This window comes from Massilia sp., assembly GCF_046293535.1.
GTDB lineage: Bacteria > Pseudomonadota > Gammaproteobacteria > Burkholderiales > Burkholderiaceae_D > Telluria.
Genome location: NZ_JBKBOV010000027.1, coordinates 37,989 through 56,642, shown reverse-complemented (window position 1 = coordinate 56,642; position 18,654 = coordinate 37,989). Strand labels below are relative to the sequence as shown.

Here is an 18,654-nt window from a genome sequence, read left to right as displayed (position 1 = left end):
TCAGTCTCCCGTTAAGGAAAAGGCAATTATTCTACGCCCAGGTCTCGTGCACCCAGACGCCCGACGAGCTCCAGTCGATCCGGCACGGGCCGCGTCACCACGATCTCGCCCTGCGCCACGACTTCGTTCACCAGCGCGCGGATGTTGACGTCGTGCGTGACCAGCACCAGGTTGGCCTTGTTTCCACGCCATGCGGCGGCCCGGTCCAGCACTTCACGGGTCTTGACGCGTGCTTCGGCCTCGCTGTCCCTGAACATGGAATCGAGCATCGGCGCCTCTTCCACCCGGCCGAAGGCCAGGCGGGCGGTGTCGAGGCAGCGGCACCAGCGGCTCGACAGCACCGGTCCGAGCGGGATGCCGCGCTTGCGGAAGGCGGCGCCGAGCGCGCGGGCATCCCGCTTGCCCTGTTCCGACAGGTTGCGCTGGGTGCTGCACGCGCCCAGCCTGAAGCCGGGCGGATCGCCGACACCGGGACTGGTGGCGGCATGGCGGATCAGCAGCACATGGCCGCCCTCCTGCAGGCCTTGCCACAGGTCGCGGCCGGCGGCCGCCAGGCTACCGCTGGCCAAGAGGGCGGACAGGGCCAGAAAGCGTCGTCGAAGCATGCGCGGCTCCTCGGTTCAAGGCTGGGGGCATTATCCTGCGCCATGACATGGACGAGCGCACGGCTGGCGGGTAAGCTGGGGCGGATCGACACGCCTGCATCCGCAATACAGACATGCTCAAGCAACGACGGGCCGAGCCGGCCGAGCTTCATGCACTATGGGAACTGCGCACCCGCGCGATCCGTGCCGGCTGCGCGGCCCATTACCCGAGCGACATCATCGAAGCCTGGTGCGCCGCACCGCCTCCACCCAAGCTGGCGCCCCTGCTGGAGGCCGGCGGCGCACTGGTGGAAGAAGAAGACGGACGGGTGGCAGGCTACGCCATCCTCAACCTGGAAACGGGCGAGCTCGATGCGGCCTTCGTCGACCCCGCGCACCAGGGACGCGGCATCGCCACGCGCCTGCTGGCGGCGCTCGACGCGATGGCAATGCAGCACGGCCTACGCCGGCTGTTCCTGTCGTCGTCGCTGAACGCGGCGCCGGTCTACGAGCGTGCCGGCTACGTGGCCCTGCGGCGCGAAATCTACCCGCACCGCAGCGGCATCCAGCTGGAATCGGTCTACATGGAAAAGATGCTTCCATGCGCCTAGCATGGACCAGCGTCCGGTACATCCTTACACTGTACTGCGACCATAGGAGACGACATGCACCCCAGCTGCCTTCCCGCCGCGCTTCTCGCGGCCTGCCAGGCCCAGCCTTCCATTGCCGCCGCGAACGACGCATCCGCTGACGCATGCGGCGACTATGCGGCCGAGCTGGCGGCCATGGCCACGGCAGATGGGGCGCTGCGCCGGCGCATCGACTACCTCGACCCGGAAAGCGAGCCGCAGCGCAGGCTGGCCAGCCACGTCATGCTGGTCGAGCGCACCAACGCGCAACGCCTGAAGGGCCTGATGGCGCGCTGCGGCTGGCCGTCGGCGGCCGCCCATGGCGCACGGGCGGTCAAGGATGCCTGGCTGGTGGTCCAGCATGCGGACCGCGACCCGGTGTTCCAGAAGCAGGTGCTGGCCTCGGTCGAGCAGGCAGCCAGCGCGGGCGGCGACAGCCTGGACCAGTCCTTCGCCTATCTGTACGACCGCATCGCGGTCATGGAAAAGCGCCCGCAGCATTACGGGACGCAGCTGTCGGCGCCGACCAGGGTGTACTGCGCCCTCGCGTTCGATCGCATGGACGACCGCGCGCTGGTCCAGGAGCGGCGCGCGCGTCTCGGAATGGCGCCGCTGGAGGCCTACCGGAGCGCGGTGCTGGCGGCGCAGCGTTGCCCGGTTGCGCCCCAGCATCCCGATGACTACCACTACGCCGCCCCGGCAGCGCAGGGCGTGGCCGCGCGGGCGGACCTCAGACGAAAGTGAAGGTCAGCTCTTCCGGCAGGCGCGACTTCGGCAGGCCGGCATTGAAATCGGCGTCCGAGCGGTAGCCGAAGCTGGCCAGTACCACGCTGGCCAAACCCTGCTCGTGCAGGCCGAATTCCTCGTCCAGGATCTTCTGGTCGAAGCCTTCCATCGGGGTGGCGTCGATCCCGAGCGAGGCCGCGCCCAGCAGGGCCGTGCCCAACGCCAAATAGACCTGCTTTTCCAGCCACTGCGGCAGGTCGCGCGTGGTGTAGCGGTGGGTGCGCACATAGCCGCGCCGGCCCGCGTCCTGGCCCGCACGCGCGGCATCGTCGCGGAAACGTCCGTCGCGCGCTTCCTGCGCAAGCAGGCGCTCCAGGTGGGCGTCGTCCATGTCGATGCGCGAGCAGAACACGATCACGTGCGAGGCATCGAGGATCTTCGCCGCGTTGTAGCCATAGCCGCCCTGCGCCGCCTTGGCCACGCGCGCCTTGCCCTCTGGGGTATTGGCGACGATGAAGTGCCAGGGCTGCGAGTTCACCGACGACGGGCTGTGGCGCAGCAGGCTGTAGACCTGCTGCATGAGTTCTTCGGGGACGCGGCGTTCGCTGTCGTAGGCCTTGGCGGTGTGGCGCGTGCGGGCGGTTGCGAGAATATCCATCTTGTTCGTTTCCTTACCTTGTTACATTGACTTAAACATGTTCGAGCACGATCTTGCCGACCGCGCGGCCGCTCTCGATCAACGCGTGTGCGCGACGCAGGTTCTCTGCCGAGATGCTGCCGTAATGCTCGCCGAGCGTGGTGCGCAGGCTGCCCTCGTCGACCATCTGCGCGACGAGATTCAGGAGCTTGTGCTGCTTGATCATGTCGTCCGTCTCGAACATCGAGCGCGTGAACATCAGCTCCCAGTGCAGCGAGATCGACTTGCGTTTGAGCGGTACGGCGTCCAGGCTGGCCGGATCGTCGATCAGCGCGAACTGCCCCTGCGGCGCCAGCACGTCGACGATGGCGGGATAGTGCTTGTCGGTGTGCGTCAGGCTGATGACGATGTCCACTGCCGGGAAGCCCAGCGCTTCGAGCTGCGCTCGCAATGGCTGCGCGTGGTCGATGACGTGGTGGGCGCCGAGCTCGCGCACCCAGTTGCGGGTTTCCTCGCGCGAGGCGGTGCCGATCACGGTGAGCGCAGTGAGCCTGCGTGCCAACTGTAACAGGATCGAGCCGACTCCGCCGGCCGCGCCGATCACCAGCAGCGACTTCCCGCCACCGCCGCCCTCGGCGATGCGCAACCGGTCGAACAGCAGCTCCCAGGCCGTGATCGCGGTCAGGGGCAGGGCGGCCGACTGGGCGAAATCGAGCGTTGCCGGCTTGCGGCCGACGATGCGCTCGTCCACCGCCTGGAACTGGCTGTTGGAACCTGGGCGCAGCAGCGAGCCGGCGTAGAACACTTCGTCGCCTTCCTTGAACAGGGTGACGGCACTGCCGACGCCGCGCACGATGCCGCTGGCGTCCCAGCCCAGCACGCGCGGTTCGGTGACCGGGCTGCCCAGGCGGATCTTGGTATCGACCGGATTGACCGAGACGGCGCGCACTTCCACCAGCAGGTCGTGCGGACCGGCGAGCGGCATCGGCAGCTCGATCTCCTGCAGGGACTGGGGGTCGCTGATGGGCAAGCCGTGCTGGGTATACACTACTGCTTTCATGTTGAATCTCCGGTAAGTTTTAAGGTCAATGACGATTCTATGCAGGAGCCCGGGGATGAAAAACCCGGCTGGAGCGATTTCACTTTCACAGCTGGAGAGAAAATGATCAGGCTGGATGACCTGGCGCTGTTCGTGCGAAGCGCCGCCCTGGGCAGCTTTTCGAAAGCGGCGCGCGAAGTCAACCTGCTGCCCGGGCAGGCCAGCGCGGCGATCGGGCGCCTGGAGCGCGAGCTCGACATCCGCCTGTTCGCGCGCTCCACCCGCAGTCTACGCCTGACCGAGGAAGGCAAGCGCTACCTGCCCTTCGCGCAGGACGCGCTGGATGCCCTGCGCCAGGGTTACGACGGCCTTCGGGGCGACGCCAACTGCCTGACCGGCACCCTGCAGATCGCGGCGCCTTCCGACTTCGGGCGCAACCTGCTGCTGCCCTGGATCTCGGAATTCCGGCGCGCCCACCCCGGGCTCGACATCCAGTTGCTGGTGTCGGACCAGGTGGCGGACGTATTTCGCGACCCGGTCGACATCGCGCTGCGCTACGGGCAGATCGATGACGCCAGCTACATCGCCCTGCCGGTGGCGCCCGGCAACCGCCGCGTGCTGGTGGCCTCGCCCGCCTACCTCGCCCGCCATGGGCGCCCGGATTCGCTCGACGCGCTGGCCGATCACAACTGCCTGCAATACCGGCTACGCGGGCGCACCTACGACCGCTGGTCCTTCCCGACGGCGGAAGGAGCGCGGCTGGTGCAGGTGACGGGACGGCTGGTGAGCGACGATGCCGAGGTGGTGCGGCGCTGGGCGCTGACCGGCGAGGGCATCGCCTACAAATCCTGGCTCGACGTCAGCCAGGACGTTGCGCAGGGGCGGCTGGAAGTGCTGCTGCCGGAGCTGCCGGGCGAGCCCACGCCATTGAACCTGGTCTGCCCGCACCGCCGGCAGTTCTCGCCTGCGGTAAAGCTGCTGCATGCCTTGCTTGAAGAACGCTGCCGCCCGCTGGCGCGCGAGGTTTAAGCCGCTTCGGTCGTCTCCGACACCAGGGTTGCCACCAGTTCGCCGGCCGGCATGGCGCGCGCCTGGGCGAAGTTGGTGCCGCCCCAGTTGACCGAGTAGTCCTGGCTGCCCTTGCTCGACGCGGCCGCGTGCAGGGCCTTGGCGGCATCGTAGGCGATCGGATAGTCAGGCAGCGGAGGATGGCCGTCCGCGCCGACTTCAAGGAACAGCTTGTTGACGATGCCGCGCGCCGGCCGTCCGGAGATGACGGCCGTGAGTTCGGTCCGCAACTCGCCGCCTCGCGCGATCAGGGCGCGGTGGTGCGGCGGGGCCGAGGATTCGGGACAGGCGATGAAGGCGCTGCCCATCTGGACCGCGCTGGCGCCGTGGTAGAACGCGGTGCGGATCTGTCTGCCGTCCATGATGCCGCCGGCCGCGACCAGCGGCAGCGCGACCTTGTCGCGCAGCTGTTCCAGCAGCTCCAAGGTGGGCAAGGCCGGATCCGGCGCGGAAGGATCGAACATGCCGCGGTGTCCCCCCGCCTCGATGCCCTGGACAACGATCGCGTCGATGCCGGCCGCCTCGATTCTGCGCGCCTCATCCAGCGAGGTCGCGGTGGTGAACAGGATGATGCCGGCGCTTTTCAGCGCATCGATCCAGTCCTGCGGCGGCAGGCCGAAATGGAAGCTGACGACGGCTGGTCGCGTTTCCAGCAGCAGCTCGAGCATCGCCTCGTCCGCCAGGAAGCTGCGGTAGATTTCCGACAGCGCGGCGGGAGGCTCGGCGCCGAACTGCGCGAAATGCGGGCGCAGCCAGGCCAGCCAGGCGGCTTCGCGCGCCGGATCGGCCTGGGCCGGGGCATGGGTGAACACATTGGCGTTGAACGGCCGGCCCGTTTTCTCGCGCACCGCCGCGATGGCGGCGCGCGCCGCCTGCACGGTCGAGGTACCCAGGGCGATCGAACCGAGCCCGCCCGCTTCCGAGACGGCGGCGGCCAGGGCCGGGGTGGAGACGCCCGCCATCGGGGCCTGGATGATGGGGTAGCGGATGTCCAGCTTCGACAGCAGGTCGTGGCTCATGATTGCGGCTCCGTCAAGATGACATCATGAGTATAGCGAGAGCCGTGGGTTCACGCTCCGCGTAGCAGCAGATACCCCAGCACCAGCACCAGCGTGCCCGTCATGGCTTCCATCGCACGCCACACCGAGGGGCGGCCGAGCACGGATGCAAAGCGCCGGGCGCCCAGGCCGAGCGCCGAAAACCACAACACCGAGGCCATCTTTGCCCCGAGCGCGAAGGACAGGCGCGCATCGCCGGCCAGGCTGCTGCCGACCGCGCCCAGCAGCACCACGGTATCGAGGTAGACGTGCGGGTTGAGCAGCGACAGCGCCACACGGTGGCCAGGGCGCGGTGCTGCTGCCCTAGGACGCGTGCACCAGCTTGAGGCCCGCCCCGTTGCTGCGCCGGGCCGGGCGCACTGGGGCCACCGGCCACCACTGGGCCACGCCCCACAGCAGTTCCGGCACCAGGAACAGCCAGACCAGCGGCAGTCCGCCCTGGGCCAGCGCCCACAGCATCCAGGTCGCGAACAGGAAGCGCCCGGCGCCGTCGTAGCGCCCGAGCGCCAGGCTCGGTTCCAGCAGGCGCCGCACGGACCATAGCAGCACCAGGCTGCCCATCAGGCAGGTGATCAGGATATGCAACTGGGCGAAGGGCGGCAGCGCCGCGCCGCCCAGCTCCAGATTGAGCCTGTTCAGCTGCGGGTACAGCAGCAGGAAGGTCCAGGGCGTGGCGAAGGGCGCGACGATGAGGACGTCGAACAGGGCGCTGGCGCGCGTGATGCGGAGATAGGTGGACAGCGTGACGGTCGGCATGGCGTGCTCCTGCGGCGGTGAATGGCGCATCCACGATGCTGACATGCCTCGCATCGAGGCTCCTTGCGATGGACGAAAAAAAGGGCCGGACGCTCGCACGTCCAGCCCCAAAGGATGGAGAAGGGTTCGACTCAGGTACCGATCCTGCCGCCGTCGTTCTTGGTGATCACGATGGTCGCCGAGCGCGGGCGCCTGCCGGCGCCGTAGCCGGCGTTCGCCGGCCACTGGCTGGTGTACTTGCCCGGGTCGGCGATGTTGCCGGCGGCGGTGGTCTCGCCCGGGTGCTGGATGTTCACGAACAGCGCCTTGCCGTCCGGGGTCTCGGCGATGCCGGTGATCTCGGAACCGACCGGGCCGACCAGGAAGCGCTTGAGCGTGTCCGCGGTCGCGGCGGCGCCGACGTAGGTGTCCACGCTCAGGGTGCTGCCGTTGGCGCGCGGGTAGTTCAGGGTGACTTTCTTGCCGTCGCCCACGCGGCCCGGCACGCCGGCCAGCATCATGCAGTTGGTGACGTCGGTGTAGGCGCCGTCGTCGGTCTGGATCCAGCAGATGCCGGTGGAGGGGCTGAAGGCCAGGCCGTCCGGGCTGGAGAAGTCCTGGTCGGCGGTGAGGCCGGACAGGTTCACCGTGCCTGCCGGGGCGCCCGATTCGGCGCCGAACAGGTAGACGTCCCAGGTGAAGCCGGTCGCGGTCGACCCCGCACTGCCTTCCTTGACGCGGATGATGTGGCCGTTCGGGTTGCCCTGCTGCGCGCTGCTGCCCTTCATGTCGGTATAGACGCGCGGATTGGCGGCGTCCGGCGCGGCCTGGCTCGCGCTGCCCGGCTCGACGCGGCGGTTGCTGTTGTTGGTCAGCGTGAAGTAGATCTCGCCGGTGCCCGGGTGCACCGAGCACCATTCCGGACGGTCCATTTTGGTCGCGCCGACGGCGTCGCCGGCCAATCTGGCGTTGACCAGCACGTCGGCCTGGTCGGCGAACCTGTAGCCGGCGTAGGCGGCGATGGCCGGGTTGGAGATCGACAGCTCGATCCACTGGCCGCTGCCGTCGGCGGCGAATTTCGCCACGTACAGCTTGCCGCTGTCGAGGTACTTGTCGCCGGTGGCGATGCGGTCCGCCGGCGTCGCATCGGCCGCGCTCCAGAGCGCGTTCGAGACGAACTTGAAGATGTATTCGTTGCGCGAATCGTCGCCCATGTACACGGCCAGCGGCTGGCCCACGACCGGCTTGCCGAACACGGCGCTCTCGTGGGCGAAGCGGCCCAGCGCGGTGCGCTTCTTGATCGCGCGGGTCTTGTCGTAGGCATCCATCTCGACGATGTAGCCCATGCCGTTCATCTCGTTGCGGTAGTCGTCGCTGCCGTCGAGCGAAGCGCCCTTCTTGCTGATGTCCCAGCGCTGGTATTTGTCCTCCGGGCCGCCGGTTTCCCAGCCGTGGCGCGAGCTGGCGCCCTGGCTGCGGCCGTAGCGGTTGAGCGAGGCCACGCTCTTGTCGCCGCGCGCGGCGTCGTCGCCGGCGGCGCGGGTGAAGTAGCCGGCCCAGTTCTCTTCGCCCGACAGGTAGGTGTTCCACGGGGTCTTGCCGGTGCCGCAGTTGTTCAGGGTGCCGCGGATCCTGGTGCCGTTGCTCGAGTATTTGGTGACCACCAGCGCGTTGCCGCGCACCGGACCGGAGAGCTCGACCTCGGTCTGCTGGTGCACGCGGCGGTTGAACGACGAATCCTTCTGGTAGGCCCACTTGCCGCCGCTCAGCCGCACTTCGACCACGGACAGGCCGTGCAGCGCCATTTCCTTGTCGACCTCGAGCGCCGGGCGCGGCAGGGTCATGGTGCCGCCGTTGGCATGCACGAAGAACGAGGACAGTTTTTCGTCGGTGGTGGCTTCGTGGTTCATCGCCAGCAGGCCGCGGTCGCTGACGCTGGTCGACGCGCCACCCGTGGCGGAGAGCGGGAAGAATTCCATGCCGTCGTGGTGGTCGCCGGCGCGGTTCTCGAAGTCGCCGTCGGTGCCGTCGTTCTTGTAGGCGGCGGTATTCGCGCTCAGCGGGTCGCCCAGCGCGTACAGGACAGTGGCGGTATAGCCGGCCGGGACGACCACGGTATCGGCCAGGCTCTTGGAGACGGCGCCGAAGCCGAGCAGTCTTTCGGTCGGGGGCGGATTGGACGTGGCCGGCGGCGTGGGCGCGGTGACGATGTCATTGTCGGAACCGCCGCAACCGCTCAGTCCGATGGCGCCCAGCAGGGCGGAGGCAGCCGTCGCGGCGCCGCCGCGCAGCAGGCTGCGGCGGCTCAGGCGGGCTTCGAGCACGGTGCTGAAGTGTTCGTTCGACGAAACGTTCGTATCGATGTCGTCATGGTCGACAGGGATGCGGGCGAGATCGGTCGGCTTGTTCACGAGAATTCCTGTTGGTAGTGTGGGAAAGTCCCTCCATGGTAGGGAGCGAACATGACTCCTTTGTGACCATTCGATAACAGTTCCGTGACATTTTCTGAACTGGTGCAGGACAGCCGACATGGCGGATTCCGCCCCCCGCAAGTCGCCAGGATTCAAGCCTGGCGCTGGCCCAGTGCGATGCAGGCGGCGCCTGCGAGCGCCAGCGCCACGCCCAGGTAATCGCTCCACACCGGCCTGATGCCGTCCACGATCCACAGCCAGGCCAGCGCGGTGGCGATGTAGACCGCGCCGTAGCTGGCGTAGACGCGGCCGCTGGCGGCCGGGTGCAGGGTCAGGAGCCAGACGAAGACGGCCAGGCTGAGCGCCGCCGGCAGCAGCAGCCAGGCGGACCCTTTCCCGGTCAGCCACAGCAGCGGCAGGTAGCAGCCGAGCAGCTCGGCGATGGCGGTCAGGAAGAACAGGCCGGCCATGCGGCCGAAGGGCAGGAGATCGAACAACATGGATGGATGCGTTGGTGGAAAACGCCCATCTTATCCTTAGTTCAGCTCAGTTCAGCTCAGTTCAGCACCGCGCCTGCGTCTCGAACCATGCGCGGCTGGCCGCATCGGCCGGGAAGAAGGATTCCAGTCGCAGTTCGTGCACGGTGACGTCGTGTGGCGTGCCCAGGGTAGTGATGGTGGTGAACAGGTTCAGCGCGACCTCGTCCTTGCGCAGCTGGACCGGCAGGAAGGGCAGGGCGCGGCGGTCGAGATTGGGCTGGCTGGCCGCCTGCGCGATGCCCGGGAAGGCCATCAGCTCGTCCAGCAGCGCCGTCGCCTCGCTGCCGGGACCGTCGCCCATGGCTTCGCGCTGCACCCACTGCAGCAGGTCGGTGCAGACGTCTTCCCAGTTCACCAGGTGGCGCCGCAGGCCATGCGGATCCAGGATGAGTTTCAGGACGTTGACCGAGCCGTCGCGCGGGATCGGGGAATCAGCCGGCATGCCGAGGAAGAAGCGCATCATGCGGGCAGCCGGCTCGTTCGCCATCACCAGGTTCCACAGGCGGTCGACCACCAGGGCCGGATAGGGCGCCTGCTGGGCCAGCATGAAGTCGAGCGCCTGCATCACGGCCGCCAGCTCCGGGTCCGACAGGCTGCGTTCGCGGTAGGCCGGCGCGAAGCCGGCCGCCAGCAGCATGGCGTTGCGCTGGCGCAGCGGGATGTCGAGCGCCAGGCCCAGCTTGAGGATCAGCTCGCGGCTAGGGGCCGCCCTGCCCGTCTCCAGGAAGCTCAGGTGGCGCTGCGAGATGCCGCTATCGGCCGACAGCTTCAGCTGGCTGAGCCCGCGCTTGCCGCGCCAGTAGCGCAGCGCGGCGGCGAAGTCGCTGAAGTACCGGTTGTCCACTGCGCGCCTTGCGGTATCCATGCCTTGGCTTCCTATCGAGATGGTGGCGATTGTGGACCAGGCTTCCGGCCTTGTCGAGGGAGCCGGTGGCGCCGGTTTTGCGGCCGTTCCTGCGCCACCGATTCGCGATCCGGCGTATTCTCGCCATGACGGCATTTATTCTTTGGCGGTGGATATCTTGAGCGAGCAGACACTTTCAGCAATCAAGCTCGGCGCGCAGCAACTGGCGGACGTGGTCACCCTGCCGGCCCGCCTGCGCTATGCGCGCTTCGTGCAGCAGGTGGCGGAGTCGGGCGAAGTATGGGGGCTGTACCGCGACGGCTGGGCGCTGGCCAAGGCCGACGACGGCACCCTGGTGTTCGCCATGTGGCCGGCCAGCGAATTCGCCGACCTGTGCGCGGAATACGAATGGGACGGCTACGAGCCGCAAGCGTTTCCGCTGGACGACCTGATGAGCGACCTGCTGCCCCAGCTCGAAGAAGACGGCGTGTTGCCGGGTATTTTCTATACGCCGGGCGACCGCGGCCTGACGCCGACGGCCTATATGCTGCGGGTCGACCTGGAGCGTGAGCTGGGCCGGCGCTGAGGCGCTAAAGACTCAACTCGTAGCGCACGTCGCGCCGGTCTTCCGTCTGCAATCCCTCGACCAGGTAGGCATCCCAGCCCAGCCGGCCCTCGCTCCCCTCCAGCCGCACGTTGCGCACGTCGGCTGCCAGCAGCACCAGTTCCACCTCGTATTCGAGCGACAGCCCGGTAAACATCGCCAGCATGCTGCGCAGCGCGCGCGCGGCCAGCCCGTCCGGCAGGAAGTCGTTGAAGCCGGCCCGGTCCAGCGGTCCCACCACCAGGCGCAGGCGCAGGTCGCGCTGCCAGACGCGCGCGCCGGCGATGGCGCTCGATCCGAGCACCGCGGTGTCCATCCCCAGGATGGTCTGCTGGCCGGGGGGCACCTCGTACCAGCAGCCGACGAACTGCTCGGCCGCGATCGGCTGTCCAAAATATTCCGACAGCACCCGCCCCAGCTGCACGCTCGAGGCCGGACGCTGGCGCATCGCGCCGGCAAAATAGGCGATCGACTCGTCCAGCACCGTCCCGTCATCGCTGCCGGCCAGGCGGCGCCGCAGCGCGCCGTTGCCCAGGCCGGCCAGGCTCAGGAGGAGGGGCAGGAAGGCGTCGTGGCCGTCCAGCTGGTATTGCTGCGCCAGCCGGTACTTGCGCCAGGCCTGGTAGAACAGGGCCATCGAACGGTTCGAAAAGGCGTCGAGGAATGCGCGCGCGCCTTCGGCTTCGGGTTCACCCTTTTCCAGCGACTGGTGCTCGGCGATGCGTTCGGTGTAATGCAGGGGCAGCACGCCGTGGCCGCCCAGCAGGCCCATGAACGAGGGCGTCAGGCGTACATGCTTGAGCGTTCCCTCGTGCAGCGCGGCGGCGAGGGCCGCAGCCCCGGTATCGGTGTCGCTCGGCTCTGCCTGGACGGCCTCGAGCTGGCTGGCCGGGAAACCGAGCGACACCGAATTCTGGAAGCGCAGGTACTGCGGCACCAGGTCGCGCGCCGGCTTGCCGCGCCGGCGCAGCCACAGTTCCAGCATGCGCACCGCCTGCACGTACTCGAAGCGGTAGGGCTCGCGGAACAGGCGCTCGATTACAGCAGGCTCAAATCGCCGCTGCGGGGCTGGCATGTCAATATCTCTTCTCCGGTTTTGCTCGATGCGATCACCAGCTGGGTGAAGCTGTTGGCATGCACGTACAGCGCCAGGAAGCGCTCGACTACCTGGGCGAAGGCATGGATGCCGCTGCCCACGAACGCTTCCTCGTCGATGCTGAGCCGGACCTCGACGCCGCGCACCAGGCAGGTAAAGGGATTCCCGGCCAGCCAGGCGGTGGTGGGACGCTGGGCGATCGCCTTGATGCCGCCGATCTGGCGCTGCGAAGACGGCGAGCGCGGCAGGTCGTACAGGGCCAGCATCTCGCGGAAGGCATCGACGCCGCCGTCGGCCAGCGACAGGTGGTTGAGCGCCAGGTGCGAAATCAGGCGCCAGTGCGCGCCGCGCCCGCTGGCGAAGCGGTAGGAAGCCGTGGGCTTGCGCAGGAAGGCGATCGCACGCACGCTCGATCCGCCTTCCAGGAACAGGTCGCCGCCCTGCTGGCCGTAGCTCAAGCTGGCCGGCAGGTCGCGGTTGGTGCAGGTGAGCTCGATGTTCAGGGTATCGGTTTCCACCTCGCCCGGGTCGAAGTCGATGTCGACGATCGACACCTGGGTCTCGAAACCCGGGCTCCTGTCCGCCAGCGATTCGTCGCGCCGCACCGCGTAGTAGTGGCCGGCGTCGTCCGGCATCTGCGCGTGCTTCAGCGCATAGAAGGGGCGGAACTGCACCAGGGTCTCGCCCTGCGGGGTCTGGCGGATGAGGGTGAGCGACTCGATCGCATAGACTTCGTAGGCGAACGCGCGCCGCGCATCGGCCAGGACCGGGTAGCTGGCGCTGGTGTGCGTCACGCGGATCGGTTCGCCGCGCTGGCGGAACAGGTTGATCACCGGCGTACAGCCCAGCAGCACGTTATTGGTGGACAGGGTGCCGAGCATGCGCGCCAGGTTCGAATCCGACCGGATGCCGCTCAAGGCCAGGTGCAGGCTCAGGCTGCGCGCGCCGGGCGGCGCATGCGCGGCCAGCGCCTGCAAATCGATATCGACGAAGTTGAACTTCTCGGGGAAGCAGAAATATTCGGTCAGCAGGCGATAGGCCGCATGCGAGCGCGCCGGGAAGTCAATCAGGGATTCTTGCTCGTCGAAGCCGGCGGGCTGCACCGGGATCGCGGGCAGCGGGGTCCAGCGACCGCTGTTGTCGGCTTCCACCCAGGCGGCCACGCCGCGCATGAAAAGCGCGTCGCGCAGGGCGGCGCAGAACGAGGGTTCGCCGTCGATGAAGACGCGCAGCCGGGGTAGGGCCAGCTGGGCGATCGAGCCCTGCTCGGCGGTGCTGGACACGGTGAGGCTGATGCTGGAAGACGCATTCCCCGGCAGGCGCACGGCGTCGGGCGCGTCGACGATGGCCGAGAAGACGGCGCTGGTGAGCGCCAGCGGCGCCACCGTGACCGGGTAGACCGTGCGGAAGGTGCAGGCCGCGCCGCGCACCGGGCGCGTGTTCAGCTGGGTGCCGCGCGCGATGATGCTGGTCCCTGGCTGCTTGGCCGCGCCGCCGAAGTCCACGCGCGCGATCGAGCACGAGGGGAAGGGGCGCAGGTAGTGCGGATACAGCACCTCGAACAGCGCTTCGGTGAATTCCGGGTAGTCGTCGTCGAGGCGCTTGGCGATGCGCGCGTTGAGCAGCGCGAAGGATTCGATCATGCGCTCGGTATGCGGGTCTTCGCACACCTCGCCGCTGATCAGGAGGCGCCCGGCGATGCGCGGATAGCGTTCGGCGAACTCGCGCAGGTCGCGGCGCAGGTAACCAAGCTCGCTTTCGTAATAGGGCAGCATCTGGTCCATCTTCACGCTCCCGGCGGCGCGGCGCGCGCTGCTTTGCCTGATGTCTTGCCGGCCTTGCTGATGCTGTACTGCAGGGTCGACGGCGTCAGCACGGCATCGAAGTTGACCGGCTCCTGCGACACGCTGGCCACCAGCACGGCCGTGATCGAAAAGTTCAGGCGGTTGACCGACTCGCCCCGCAGGTCGAGGTTGGCGCGCACATTGTGCAGGCGCGGCTCGTGGCAGGCGATGGTCTTCTCGATGCTGGCGCAGATGGCCGCGCGGTCGGTGGGACTGGACAGGCAGCGGTCGGCGAAGTCGTTCAGTCCGTAGGTGACCATCGAGCGGCTGCATTCGGGGTAGGCCTTGAGCGCGTCTTCCTGGATGCTCGAACGCGTGTTGAGCAGGGACTCGAGGTCGCGCGCCACGGTGTCCTTCAGCTCTTCGATCGTCAAGCGTTGCGACGTGCTCTTGCCCGGCCCGCGGTTCGGCATGCCCAGCAGGCGGTCGAACAAGCCTGGCGTGTATCCCTTCATCAGCTTCCCCTCTCAGCCTTGCCTGTGGACGGCAAAAAACGAAATTCGATGTTGCCACGCGGGGCAGCGCCAACGTTTGATCAACTTCACATGGGCAACCCTTTCCAGTTGTTATGGTTCCTCTGAGATACGTTCCACCAAATCCGAATAAAACTTGAGGGAGGACAGAGACATGACCAGCAAAGTTCTCTGGGGCGAAGGCCTGTTATTGCGTCCACAGCACTTCCAGCGGCAAGACCACTATCACGAACAATGCCTCCACAAGAGCATCAAGGCCGTGCATCCCTATGCCTGGGGCGTGGAGGCGCTGCAGGTCGACCGCGAGGCGCTGGCCAACAGCGTGCTGCGCCTGCTGTCCCTGGCGGTGCGCTTCCAGGATGGGGAACTGGTCGACGCGCCCGACGTCGACGCGCTGCCCGAGACGGTGGACCTGAGCCTGCTGCCGCCATCGCAGCAGAGCATCACCTATTACGTCGCCCTGCCCGGCATGAAGCCTTTCAGCGGCAACTTCACCCCGCCCGGACAGGCCAGCAACACGGCGCGCTTCGTGCAGGCGAACCAGGAAACGCCCGACCTCTACACCCAGGCCGCGCCGGTCCAGCTGTCCTACCTGAAGAAGGCGGTGCGGCTGGTGTCGGAGGCGGAGCCGCGCGACTCCTACATCCACTTCCCGCTGCTGCGCCTGCGGCGCGCCTCCACCGGCGGCTTCGAGATGGACGAGAGCTTCGTGCCGCCGACGCTGTCGACCGGGGCCGCGCCGGTGCTGTTCCAGCAACTGCGCCGCCTGCTTGATGCGCTGCAGGCCAAGACCGCCGCCCTGTACGGGCACCAGCGCGAGCCGAGCCGCAACGTGGTGGAGTTCCGCTCGGGCGACATGTCCTCGTTCTGGCTGCTGCACACGGCCAGTTCCGCCTATGCGACGCTGACCCACCACTTCAACCATCCCGCCCTGCATCCGGAGCGCCTGTACGAGCAACTGCTCGACCTGGCGGGCGGCCTGATGACCTTCTCCAAAAGCTGGCTACTTTCCGATTTGCCGCCCTACCAGCACAACGATCCGGGACCGTCCTTCGCCAAGCTGCACGCGATCATCCGTGAACTGCTCGATACGGTGATCTCCTCGAAATACTTCGCGATCGCGCTCAGCGAGGTGCGGCCGTCCTACCACATCGGCGCGCTCGACTCGGGCAAGATCGACGAGCGCACCACTTTCTACATCGCGGTCTCGGCCGCGATCCCCGCGGTGGAGCTGGTGGACGTGGTGCCGCTGCGCTTCAAGGTCGGCGCGCCGGACGACGTCGAGAAGTTCGTGCTGTCGGCGCTGCCGGGCGTGCGGCTGCAGTACGCACCGCAGCTGCCGGCGGCGGTGCCGGTGCGCCCCGAGACCTGCTACTTCGTGCTGGAGGCGAAAGGGCCGATGTACGAGCGCATGCTCAAGGCGCAATCGATCTCGATCTACGTCCCGGCCGGCATGAAGGAGCTGCGGCTGGAGCTGCTGGCCGTCGCGGCATGAACGGCCCGCTGGGCGTCTTCGGCACGGGCCTGAGCCAGCACGCACGGCTCATCACGCTGGCGAGCAGCCAGGATAGCGCCCTGCCCGAATCCCTGGCGGCGGAAGCGTTCAGCGGACTCGAGGCGGTCAACGCATTGTTCGCCTTCGACGTCGATGCGCTCAGCACCTCGACCGACCTCGACCTCGAACTATTTATCGGCGAAGAGCTGACCGTGGGGCTGCTGCAACCGGACGGATCACGCCGCATGTGGCACGGTCTGTGCACCTCGGCTGCCTGGCTGGGCGCGGATGGCGGCGTGGCGCGCTACCGCCTGCGGCTCGAGCCGGCGCTGTCCATGCTGGCGCTGCGGCCCGACAGCTACATCTTGCAGGACAAGAACGTCCGCGACATCGCCTGTGAATTACTGGCGGATTATCCACAGGTGCGTTTCGATTTCGACATCACGCAGGAGCTGCTGCCGCGCGCGGTCTGCACCCAGTACCGCGAGAACGACCTGGAGTTCTTCACGCGGGTGCTGGCATCGGAAGGCCTCAACTGGCGCTTCGAGCATGACCAGGCGGAGGATGCCGGCGACCGTGCGCATGGGCAGGCCAAACACCGCCTGATCGTGTTCGACGGCAGGGCGCTCGCGCCAGCCACGCCGGGCGGCGAGACCCTGCGCTTTCATGGCGTGCGCGCCACCGAGCAGGACGACGCCATCGACGGCTTCCGGGCGCGCCGCAGCGTACAGGCCAACCGCGTCGCAACCAGCAGCTGGGATCCGGCGCAGCTGCTGGCGCCCGCCTGCGAACATGCCTCGCATCTCGACGCGGGAGACTTGCCGCCGCTGCAGCTCTACGACGGCAGCGGCGAACGCATCGCCACCGAACGCGGCGCCGCCGACACCCACAGCGAATTGATGCTGCAAGCCCTGGAGCTCGGCAACAAGGTGTTCGAAGGAACCGGGGCGCTCATCCGGTGACGCCCCAAAGGTCGCCCTCGTCATCGCCTGCGCTTCGCTGATCGGGCAGGAAAGCATCGACCGCCTGGCTGCGCAATCGTCCCTGTTCACCTCCTCGCAATCGCGTGGCCAGATCCCCGGCGAAGGCGCCGCAGGATTGCTGTTGACCGACCTGAAACCGGCCCACGCATGCGGCGCCGAGTTCACCTTGCTCGATCCCGTCAACGAGCGCCGCCGCGATACCTCGGCCGACGACACCAAACGTGTCGATCCGAGCCTGCTGCTCGAGCTGGCCGAGCAGGCAAGCAAGGCTGCGGCGGTGGATATCTCCCAGATCAGCATGGTCGTCGCCGACACCGCGCACCGCCCCAACCGCGTGCTCGAGCTGATGGGCCTGAGCGCACCGGCGATCCCGCAAGTCGATGCCGCGGACGACATCGTCCGCGTCGGCCTGGGCAGCGGAAGCTGCGGCGCCGTGCCCTTCGTGACGGTGCTGGCGCTGGCGCGGCACTATGCGCTGGAGCGTGGGGCGCCGATCCTCTGCGTCGGCAACGAGGATCCTTACCTGTGCACCGCGGCCTTGGTACATCCCCCGGCATAAGCTGCCGGGAGTCGCGCGTCAGGTCGTGAGCGAATTCACCACCAGCTTGCGCTTGCCGTTCGGCGCCAGCGGAATGTCGCTTTCTTCCTGCAGCGCGATGTCGAAGAAGCCGCCCCAGCGCTTTTGCTGGGCATCCAGCACGAAGGCACGCTGTTCGTCGTTCAGGCTGCCGTGGCGCGGCACCACCGCCAGCGTGATCTCGCCTGGCTTCTTCTGCCGCACCTGGTACAGGCGCACGAAGTCCCAGGTGACCTCGTCGATGACGATCGACAGACCCGGAATGCGCTTGCCCGAGCGGTCCACCAGGTATTCATGACCGCGCCCATCGATGCCCGGGCAGCGGCCGTCCGCATCGATCAGGCCGTAGTCATTGGTGCGGTAGCGGATCAGCGGCATCACGTCGTTCCACAGCGAGGTGCCGACGATCTCGGGGCGGTCGCCGTCCATGCGGTTCTCGTTCCAGCCATAGAGCGGCTGGAACCGATAATCCGAGATGCCATCCTCATCGACCTTCAGGAAGGCCAGATTCGTCCGTTCCGACAAACCATAGTTAAGTGACACCGGTGCACGGAACAGCCGGCGGATCGACGCGAGCTGCGCCGGCGTCGCCGGTTCGGAAGCCAGCAGTACCGCCTTCACCTGCACGTCGAGCTCCCCGGCGTCGACCAACTCGGCCAGCGCCGTCACCGAACTCGGGTAGCCGTGCACATATTCGGGCTGGAAGCGCCGGATCGCTTCCACGATGGCCGCCTTGTGCTGGTCGTGCACGTGATAGGGCGACAGCATCAGGCGGTTGCCGACCACGCGCGCCGGTTCTTCGTGTGCCAGGCGGCGCGCATCGGCGCCGATGCGCAGGATGCGCGACTTGTCGAAGGAAAAGCCGAGCTTGCCCCATTCATGGGTAAAGAAAGCCTTCTCGATGTCGGCCAGGCGCTTGGTGCGCCACAGGCCGATGCCCTGCCCGGACGAGCCGCCACTGGTCGCATACATCAGCTTTTGCGGGTCGAGCCGGCGGTCGAGGAAGTAGCGCTGCTGCGACATCACTTCTTCCTTGGCCAGGAAGGGGAAGGCCGCCAGCACTTCCTGCACCGGTTCGTTGTTCGCCTCCTCGATGCTCAGCTTGACGCTGCGCCCGTAATAGGGCACGTGTTCGAGGGCGTGGACAAGGATCTTGCGCAGGCGCTGCTGGGCCAGTTCCGCGATGGCGGCCTGGTCGCGCGACAGCATGTCCTGCACGCTGAAGAAATCCGGATGGTAGAGCACGCGGCTCGGGATATAGCGGCGCCAGGCGTAATAGGGTTTGGCGAGCAGGTCGTGGATGCTCATGGCC

General features: G+C 67.5%; 20 protein-coding genes. 7 read left to right on the top strand and 13 right to left on the bottom strand.

The window, feature by feature from the left end; all coding sequences use genetic code 11:
* Nucleotides 1–26: 26 nt before the first annotated feature.
* Entirely contained in the window at nucleotides 27–605 is a 579-nt protein-coding gene (locus tag ACK4S9_RS15140) for a histidine phosphatase family protein (protein WP_409726977.1), read from the bottom strand.
* Between the two features lie 113 nt (nucleotides 606–718).
* Between ACK4S9_RS15140 and ACK4S9_RS15135 the strand changes: the two genes are divergently transcribed.
* Complete coding sequence (locus tag ACK4S9_RS15135; protein ID WP_409726974.1) at nucleotides 719–1,195, top strand: GNAT family N-acetyltransferase; 477 nt, start codon at nucleotides 719–721, stop codon at nucleotides 1,193–1,195.
* A gap of 54 nt (nucleotides 1,196–1,249) precedes the next feature.
* Nucleotides 1,250–1,957 carry a DUF6624 domain-containing protein gene (locus ACK4S9_RS15130; protein WP_409726972.1) on the top strand — a complete coding sequence of 236 codons (708 nt, stop codon included), beginning with the start codon at nucleotides 1,250–1,252 and terminating at the stop codon, nucleotides 1,955–1,957.
* Here ACK4S9_RS15130 and nfsB read toward each other — a convergent pair.
* Together nfsB and ACK4S9_RS15120 are read right to left on the bottom strand one after the other, a co-directional pair.
* A complete protein-coding gene (nfsB, locus tag ACK4S9_RS15125; protein ID WP_409726970.1) occupies nucleotides 1,944–2,597 on the bottom strand; it encodes an oxygen-insensitive NAD(P)H nitroreductase in 654 nt (217 codons plus the stop codon). The two genes, ACK4S9_RS15130 and nfsB, sit on opposite strands and share 14 nt — an antisense overlap.
* 31 nt (nucleotides 2,598–2,628) lie before the next feature.
* Nucleotides 2,629–3,636, bottom strand: coding sequence for a zinc-binding alcohol dehydrogenase family protein (locus tag ACK4S9_RS15120; RefSeq protein WP_409726968.1), 1,008 nt, complete (start codon nucleotides 3,634–3,636; stop codon nucleotides 2,629–2,631).
* Between the two features lie 102 nt (nucleotides 3,637–3,738).
* On the opposite strand from ACK4S9_RS15120, the gene ACK4S9_RS15115 reads away from it, so the two are divergent.
* Nucleotides 3,739–4,644, top strand: a complete 906-nt coding sequence (locus ACK4S9_RS15115) for a LysR substrate-binding domain-containing protein (RefSeq protein WP_409726966.1) — start codon at nucleotides 3,739–3,741, stop codon at nucleotides 4,642–4,644.
* Here ACK4S9_RS15115 and ACK4S9_RS15110 read toward each other — a convergent pair.
* The 6 genes from ACK4S9_RS15110 to ACK4S9_RS15085 form a co-directional block, all read right to left on the bottom strand.
* Entirely contained in the window at nucleotides 4,641–5,702 is a 1,062-nt protein-coding gene (locus ACK4S9_RS15110) for an NAD(P)H-dependent flavin oxidoreductase (protein ID WP_409726964.1), read from the bottom strand. The two genes, ACK4S9_RS15115 and ACK4S9_RS15110, sit on opposite strands and share 4 nt — an antisense overlap.
* Nucleotides 5,703–5,752: 50 nt before the next feature.
* Nucleotides 5,753–6,016, bottom strand: a complete 264-nt coding sequence (locus ACK4S9_RS15105) for a LysE/ArgO family amino acid transporter (RefSeq protein ID WP_409726962.1) — start codon at nucleotides 6,014–6,016, stop codon at nucleotides 5,753–5,755.
* A 28-nt stretch (nucleotides 6,017–6,044) separates the two neighbouring features.
* Nucleotides 6,045–6,497, bottom strand: a complete 453-nt coding sequence (locus ACK4S9_RS15100; RefSeq protein WP_409726960.1) for a hypothetical protein — start codon at nucleotides 6,495–6,497, stop codon at nucleotides 6,045–6,047.
* Between the two features lie 131 nt (nucleotides 6,498–6,628).
* The gene (locus ACK4S9_RS15095; protein ID WP_409726958.1) at nucleotides 6,629–8,887 is read right to left on the bottom strand and encodes a PhoX family protein; all 2,259 of its coding nucleotides are present in this window, start codon (nucleotides 8,885–8,887) and stop codon (nucleotides 6,629–6,631) included.
* Between the two features lie 152 nt (nucleotides 8,888–9,039).
* Entirely contained in the window at nucleotides 9,040–9,387 is a 348-nt protein-coding gene (locus ACK4S9_RS15090; RefSeq protein ID WP_409726956.1) for a YnfA family protein, read from the bottom strand.
* A 61-nt stretch (nucleotides 9,388–9,448) separates the two neighbouring features.
* Nucleotides 9,449–10,291, bottom strand: coding sequence for a helix-turn-helix domain-containing protein (locus tag ACK4S9_RS15085; RefSeq protein WP_409726954.1), 843 nt, complete (start codon nucleotides 10,289–10,291; stop codon nucleotides 9,449–9,451).
* 157 nt (nucleotides 10,292–10,448) lie between these two features.
* Between ACK4S9_RS15085 and ACK4S9_RS15080 the strand changes: the two genes are divergently transcribed.
* Nucleotides 10,449–10,856: a DUF2750 domain-containing protein gene (locus ACK4S9_RS15080; RefSeq protein WP_409726952.1), complete on the top strand. Its 408-nt coding sequence runs from the start codon at nucleotides 10,449–10,451 to the stop codon at nucleotides 10,854–10,856.
* Nucleotides 10,857–10,860: 4 nt separating this feature from the next.
* Here the strand turns inward: ACK4S9_RS15080 and tssG are convergent, their stop codons facing one another.
* From tssG to tssE, 3 genes are read right to left on the bottom strand one after another with little or no spacing between them, the layout of a single operon-like run.
* Nucleotides 10,861–11,949, bottom strand: a complete 1,089-nt coding sequence (gene tssG / locus ACK4S9_RS15075; RefSeq protein WP_409726950.1) for a type VI secretion system baseplate subunit TssG — start codon at nucleotides 11,947–11,949, stop codon at nucleotides 10,861–10,863.
* Nucleotides 11,913–13,754: a type VI secretion system baseplate subunit TssF gene (gene tssF, locus ACK4S9_RS15070; RefSeq protein ID WP_409726947.1), complete on the bottom strand. Its 1,842-nt coding sequence runs from the start codon at nucleotides 13,752–13,754 to the stop codon at nucleotides 11,913–11,915. Before tssF ends, tssG begins: the two co-directional genes overlap by 37 nt.
* 2 nt (nucleotides 13,755–13,756) lie before the next feature.
* Complete coding sequence (gene tssE / locus ACK4S9_RS15065; RefSeq protein WP_409726945.1) at nucleotides 13,757–14,269, bottom strand: type VI secretion system baseplate subunit TssE; 513 nt, start codon at nucleotides 14,267–14,269, stop codon at nucleotides 13,757–13,759.
* A gap of 172 nt (nucleotides 14,270–14,441) precedes the next feature.
* On the opposite strand from tssE, the gene tssK reads away from it, so the two are divergent.
* The 3 genes from tssK to ACK4S9_RS15050 all read left to right on the top strand — a co-directional run bounded on the left by tssK (nucleotide 14,442) and on the right by ACK4S9_RS15050 (nucleotide 17,324).
* Nucleotides 14,442–15,782, top strand: a complete 1,341-nt coding sequence (gene tssK / locus ACK4S9_RS15060; RefSeq protein WP_409726943.1) for a type VI secretion system baseplate subunit TssK — start codon at nucleotides 14,442–14,444, stop codon at nucleotides 15,780–15,782.
* A complete protein-coding gene (locus ACK4S9_RS15055; protein WP_409726941.1) occupies nucleotides 15,779–16,744 on the top strand; it encodes a type VI secretion system Vgr family protein in 966 nt (321 codons plus the stop codon). Before tssK ends, ACK4S9_RS15055 begins: the two co-directional genes overlap by 4 nt.
* A gap of 142 nt (nucleotides 16,745–16,886) precedes the next feature.
* Nucleotides 16,887–17,324, top strand: coding sequence for a hypothetical protein (locus ACK4S9_RS15050; protein WP_409726939.1), 438 nt, complete (start codon nucleotides 16,887–16,889; stop codon nucleotides 17,322–17,324).
* Nucleotides 17,325–17,342: 18 nt separating this feature from the next.
* Here the strand turns inward: ACK4S9_RS15050 and ACK4S9_RS15045 are convergent, their stop codons facing one another.
* Nucleotides 17,343–18,650, bottom strand: coding sequence for a hypothetical protein (locus ACK4S9_RS15045; protein WP_409726937.1), 1,308 nt, complete (start codon nucleotides 18,648–18,650; stop codon nucleotides 17,343–17,345).
* Nucleotides 18,651–18,654: the final 4 nt, after the last annotated feature.

Bases quoted from the DNA above. Each gene is read 5' to 3' on its own strand.
- ACK4S9_RS15140 (WP_409726977.1), bottom strand. From the start codon at position 605: ATGCTTCGACGACGCTTTCTGGCCCTGTCCGCCCTCTTGGCCAGCGGT.
- ACK4S9_RS15135 (WP_409726974.1), top strand. From the start codon at position 719: ATGCTCAAGCAACGACGGGCCGAGCCGGCCGAGCTTCATGCACTATGG.
- ACK4S9_RS15130 (WP_409726972.1), top strand. From the start codon at position 1,250: ATGCACCCCAGCTGCCTTCCCGCCGCGCTTCTCGCGGCCTGCCAGGCC.
- nfsB (WP_409726970.1), bottom strand. From the start codon at position 2,597: ATGGATATTCTCGCAACCGCCCGCACGCGCCACACCGCCAAGGCCTAC.
- ACK4S9_RS15120 (WP_409726968.1), bottom strand. From the start codon at position 3,636: ATGAAAGCAGTAGTGTATACCCAGCACGGCTTGCCCATCAGCGACCCC.
- ACK4S9_RS15115 (WP_409726966.1), top strand. From the start codon at position 3,739: ATGATCAGGCTGGATGACCTGGCGCTGTTCGTGCGAAGCGCCGCCCTG.
- ACK4S9_RS15110 (WP_409726964.1), bottom strand. From the start codon at position 5,702: ATGAGCCACGACCTGCTGTCGAAGCTGGACATCCGCTACCCCATCATC.
- ACK4S9_RS15100 (WP_409726960.1), bottom strand. From the start codon at position 6,497: ATGCCGACCGTCACGCTGTCCACCTATCTCCGCATCACGCGCGCCAGC.
- ACK4S9_RS15090 (WP_409726956.1), bottom strand. From the start codon at position 9,387: ATGTTGTTCGATCTCCTGCCCTTCGGCCGCATGGCCGGCCTGTTCTTC.
- ACK4S9_RS15085 (WP_409726954.1), bottom strand. From the start codon at position 10,291: ATGGATACCGCAAGGCGCGCAGTGGACAACCGGTACTTCAGCGACTTC.
- tssG (WP_409726950.1), bottom strand. From the start codon at position 11,949: ATGCCAGCCCCGCAGCGGCGATTTGAGCCTGCTGTAATCGAGCGCCTG.
- tssF (WP_409726947.1), bottom strand. From the start codon at position 13,754: ATGGACCAGATGCTGCCCTATTACGAAAGCGAGCTTGGTTACCTGCGC.
- tssE (WP_409726945.1), bottom strand. From the start codon at position 14,269: ATGAAGGGATACACGCCAGGCTTGTTCGACCGCCTGCTGGGCATGCCG.
- tssK (WP_409726943.1), top strand. From the start codon at position 14,442: ATGACCAGCAAAGTTCTCTGGGGCGAAGGCCTGTTATTGCGTCCACAG.
- ACK4S9_RS15055 (WP_409726941.1), top strand. From the start codon at position 15,779: ATGAACGGCCCGCTGGGCGTCTTCGGCACGGGCCTGAGCCAGCACGCA.
- ACK4S9_RS15045 (WP_409726937.1), bottom strand. From the start codon at position 18,650: ATGAGCATCCACGACCTGCTCGCCAAACCCTATTACGCCTGGCGCCGC.